General features: G+C 31.6%; 6 protein-coding genes. 1 reads left to right on the top strand and 5 read right to left on the bottom strand.

Annotation, left to right across the window (positions count from 1 at the left end; translation table 11 throughout):
• Positions 1–4 precede the first annotated feature (4 nt).
• The 4 genes from AB671_RS23105 to AB671_RS20905 form a co-directional block, all read right to left on the bottom strand.
• On the bottom strand, positions 5–235 hold the full coding sequence (locus tag AB671_RS23105; protein ID WP_262484055.1) for an IS3 family transposase: 231 nt from the start codon (positions 233–235) through the stop codon (positions 5–7).
• The gene (locus AB671_RS23110; protein ID WP_410492670.1) at positions 216–911 is read right to left on the bottom strand and encodes an IS3 family transposase; all 696 of its coding nucleotides are present in this window, start codon (positions 909–911) and stop codon (positions 216–218) included. Before AB671_RS23110 ends, AB671_RS23105 begins: the two co-directional genes overlap by 20 nt.
• A gap of 64 nt (positions 912–975) precedes the next feature.
• Positions 976–1,158 carry a transposase gene (locus tag AB671_RS23115; protein ID WP_410492671.1) on the bottom strand — a complete coding sequence of 61 codons (183 nt, stop codon included), beginning with the start codon at positions 1,156–1,158 and terminating at the stop codon, positions 976–978.
• Positions 1,159–1,372: 214 nt separating this feature from the next.
• A complete protein-coding gene (locus tag AB671_RS20905) occupies positions 1,373–3,064 on the bottom strand; it encodes a helix-turn-helix domain-containing protein (protein ID WP_066680459.1) in 1,692 nt (563 codons plus the stop codon).
• 500 nt (positions 3,065–3,564) lie between these two features.
• Between AB671_RS20905 and AB671_RS20915 the strand changes: the two genes are divergently transcribed.
• Entirely contained in the window at positions 3,565–3,750 is a 186-nt protein-coding gene (locus tag AB671_RS20915; RefSeq protein ID WP_066680455.1) for a hypothetical protein, read from the top strand.
• A 307-nt stretch (positions 3,751–4,057) separates the two neighbouring features.
• Here the strand turns inward: AB671_RS20915 and AB671_RS20920 are convergent.
• On the bottom strand, positions 4,058–4,384 hold a 327-nt coding region (locus AB671_RS20920), incomplete at its 5' end, for a transposase (RefSeq protein WP_185114116.1).

Consider the following 4,384-nt stretch of genomic DNA (forward strand, 5'->3'; position numbering starts at 1 on the left):
TAAGTTAAGCTACATTTTGATAAATTTTGTTTTGATTGTTAAATTCTTCTATTGTTTGGTAATTTAGAGTACTGTGCCTTCTTTTTTTGTTGTACCAGATTTCAATGTATTCAAAAATTTCCAGCTCCATTTTTTCTTTTGTAATGAGTTTGTTTCCATAAATGAGCTCCGTTTTTAATGATTTGAAAAAACTTTGACTTCGTCGAACTACTCCGTTAGGTTTCAGCCACTGCATTATCCCAACAATTCCCTCTGCGGCTCATACTTCTTGTAACACCATAAAATTTCAAAGTATTTGCAAATTTTCTGCTTGCATATTGAACGCCTCTGTCGCTATGAAAAATTAATCCTTCCCCTATTTTCCTGTTTTTGACAGCCATTTTCCAAGCAGCAAGACTTGTCTCTTCGGTGCTCATTTCGTTGCTTAAACTCCATCCAATAATTTTTCTATCATACAAATCAATCACTGTTGTTAAGTGCAAAAATCCTTCTTTGGTCTGAATATAAGTAATATCAGAAACCCAAGTTTGCGCAGGCTTCTCGGCAATAAAATTCCTGTCCAACACATTTTCTACTACCAAATAAGTGTGTTTAGAGTTTGTGGTTACTTTAAATTTCTTGCTCAGTTTACTTCTTAAACCCAGCTCTTTCATATATTTTGCAACAGTTATTCTGGAGATTTTGTAGCCTAAAGAATTCAATTCAAAAGTAATCCTAGGGCTTCCATAGCGTTGTTTGGATGAGAAATAAATCGAAGTTATCTGCTCTTCTATTTTTTTCTTCAAAAACAATTTCTTGCTAAAGGATCTGCTTTTCCATTTAAAATAGCCGCTGGAACTTAATTTAAAAACAGTACACATCTTTTCAATCGGGAAAATAGATTCATTATTTTTTATGAATTTATATTTCATCGACCGCTCTTGGAAATGCTACAGCATTCATGAATACCTTAATAAGAAAATAATAGAAAATGAACTAAAAGATGCCGATTGCTTTTTTTAAGATATCATGTTCTAACTCTGCATCCTTGAGCTTTTTTTCAAGTTCATGAATCTTTTCCTGCTCGGGTGTTAGTTTAAGATTTCCATTGCCAGGAAAGCTTCCTTCCCCGAATTCTTCAAATTCTTTACGCCATTTATAAAGCAGCGTGACTGCGATTCACAGTTCCCTTGCGAGTTCTGAGGCATTAGTTCGTTCTTTGCTAAGCTGAATTTTAAAAGCAGGATCGTAGATTTTTCTCTCTCGTTTCATAAGGTTAAAATTAAGGTTTTATGCTTAACTTTAACTGGACGCTAAATTAGTACATCCACAGGCTTATATTTTTCAAAATTTGATACAATTTTCCAAATAGTCTGTAAAGAATTTGATACGCTTAAGCCTCAAAATATTCCTTCGGTGATTTGCCATATTTCTCTTTAAATGCTGTGGCAAAAAATTCAGGACTTCCGAAACCTAATTTTGAAGAAATTTCTTTAATCATTTGGTTTTTAAACTGAGAATCTGTTTTCAGTTTTTCATCCAAATATTCAAATCTTAAGTCTGTAAGATATGCATTAAAAGTTTTTCCCAAATTTACTTTAATAACTTTGCTTAAATATTTTTCGTTGGTGTTGAATTTCTGTGCTAATGCTGTTAATTTGAGATCCTGTTCTAAAAATCCCAAAGATGTTTCGAAAGTTTTCATTGAACCGAGAATCTGGTCAACTGTAAGTTTGTTAATCGGTCGGTACAAACTGTAATCTATTCCAGTATCTAATGAAATTTCATTTTGTTTTTCTTCTTCTGTTTTTTGTTGCTCATGAAAGTTAGTCGAAATAGTTGGAGCTTCCGAAACCTCCACTTTTTCATTCTGAGTTTTGGTTTTTACTTTTTTATACACAAAGTAAGCCACCGCAATTGAACTGAGTGAAATAATTGCAATGCTGAGCCAATTGCCAAATCTTTGTTCGTCTTCGGTAAGAAACTCCTCTTCAGTTTTGTGTTTTTCATCAAAATCTTTCAGCTTTAACTGAACGTAGCTTTTAACGTCTTTCTCATATTTGTCAAACTCCAACAAGTCATTAAGTGAAGCTAATTGTTGTTCTGTTGTCCCGTTTTTTTTATAATATTCAGTAAAAAAATCAAATGTGGGACGAAATTCTAAAGATGTTTTCTTGGTTTTAAGAAAGTTCTTTTTAATATTTTCAAATATAGGAAAGGCTTTGTCTATATTTCCCATTTTCCAATAGCACATGGCGATGTAAAAATCGATATTGTCCAGATTTTGGCTGTCAACAAGGTCTATTGCTTTTCTCGCATTTTCCAGCTTTACTAATGCAGAATTATAGTTCCCTAAAGAAAAATCATTTCGTCCGTCTGCCAATAAGATGTGAAATTTAAAGAAACTATACTTTTTATTTTGGTCAAAAAACGTATAAACTTCTCTAATCAAAGTTTCATTCTCTTTATATTTTTTTAGTTTTGAGTTTATATAAATTATATAAACTTTGGCAAAGTTGAAAGAAAACTTATGATCGGGAGTAATTTGATTACTTTTAAAGTAATTATAGTGTTCTAAAAAAAGATTTGAAGCCGCATTATCTTCGCCAATTAGCGATTTAAGTCTACCAATCGACAGCAAATTAGTTTTTTCCCAATAAGTATTTTTTTGTGATAGATAGTAATCGTAAGAAATTGCAAAGTATTCTGCAGCTTTTTTGTAATCGAAAACCCTCATACTTCTTCCTGCAATTGAAAAATACGAAGCTCCAATAGCGGTTTGATCTTTTAATTTGATAGCAATATTTAAAATGCTGTCACAATATTTTGTAGCTAAACTATCCGGAGCAATACCGGAAGTAATAACGTATGCTTGAAGTAAATCTTTATCTTCTCCATCTCTCTTTGTTTCTGCTATAAGTGTTTTCGAGAGATTATATGATTCATTCCTACTTTGATTATTTTTAATTTGAGCTACTAATTTTTCAAATTTAGGAGAAATTTTAGATTGGGTATCATCTTGTCCCTTTACCCAGTTCAAAATAAAAAGCAATACTAAAAATAAAACCCGATGAAATTTGGTCATTGAAGATGTGAATTATCTGTCAAATAACGGAAATTTCCAGATTAAATGCAAGTTTGTTTCAATGTGTTGAAAATCAGCAATAAGGTTTTGAGATTTTTCTTTTTAGAAAGGCTGTTTTCCTTTTAAAGAAGATTTTTTTCCTGCTTTCAAATAGGAATTTTCATTTCATTCAGATGTCCAATTTTTAAAATTTGGAAAATGGATTTTTGCCACAATATATTTGCCTCAGAAATCAAGAACGATTTGAAAATTTAAAAATCAAAACTATCATGAATCAAAAAAACAATTGGGTGCAAAACCCGACCAAAACACAGCTTATCATAAGTTTAATGGTCTACTTAAATAGCGTTGTCATTATGTTTACCGCAATGACCAATTTTTTCCAAGAACCAATACATCTAAAAGTCAATATGGTGTTATTGTTCCTCAATATTGCTGTGACTTTCACGATGATAAAAGTGGTTAGAAATTATTTTAAAAACTTAAAAAAACCGTAAACAATGAAAATATTAGTACCCATTTTTATTACAGCAGTATGCATTGTACTTTTTCTTACTTCGAAATATTTCTTTGTTGATGACGATTCTATGATCATAATTCTTTTACAGGGCTTTTTAATTGGAGCTGTATTTTCTATGGTATTCGCCTTTTTTAATAAAAAAAATAAAAGTAATTCGGGAAGCTAATTTTTTTAACCTGCAAAACGTAATCAAAAAAAATAAACAATGAAAACAAACAAACTACTCATCGGAACTTTAATCTTAATGATTCTTCTTTTTTGCACTAACTACTTTTTGTTTAATGGAGAACATGAAATTTCTTTAGCACGAGCAACATTCCAAAGCGTATTCTCTGGGCTTATATTTTTTGTCATCATGTATTTGACATCTAAAAATAACAAATAATGAAAGTGATTTTTGCTCTGGTCTTAAGCGGATCAGTATCAAAAGTTGGGGACTAAGCAAAAAGTGGATCAGTATCAAAAGTTGAGGATTAAGCAAAAATCTTGGATAATCTGAATAGAAAGAAAGATTTATCCTTCACGCCTCTGAGTTGCATTCTGAAATTTTTGATTTTCGCATTGAAAGATTCTGCTGAAGCATTCGTGCTGCGTGTGTTAAAGTAATTTAGAATATCATTATAATGATGTGTAATGGTATTTTTGAGGATAGAAAACGACTTGAAACCCGACCCTTCCACTTCTTTAAACCAATGCACCAGCCCTCGAAGCGGAAAGTCATCTACTGCTATTTCTTCATGAAAGCCTTTGGATTGGAGTTGGAGTGAAGAGAATTCTTTTGGCGTAGTGTTTTTTTCTTC

The organism is Chryseobacterium sp. BGARF1, assembly GCF_001677955.1.
GTDB lineage: Bacteria > Bacteroidota > Bacteroidia > Flavobacteriales > Weeksellaceae > Chryseobacterium.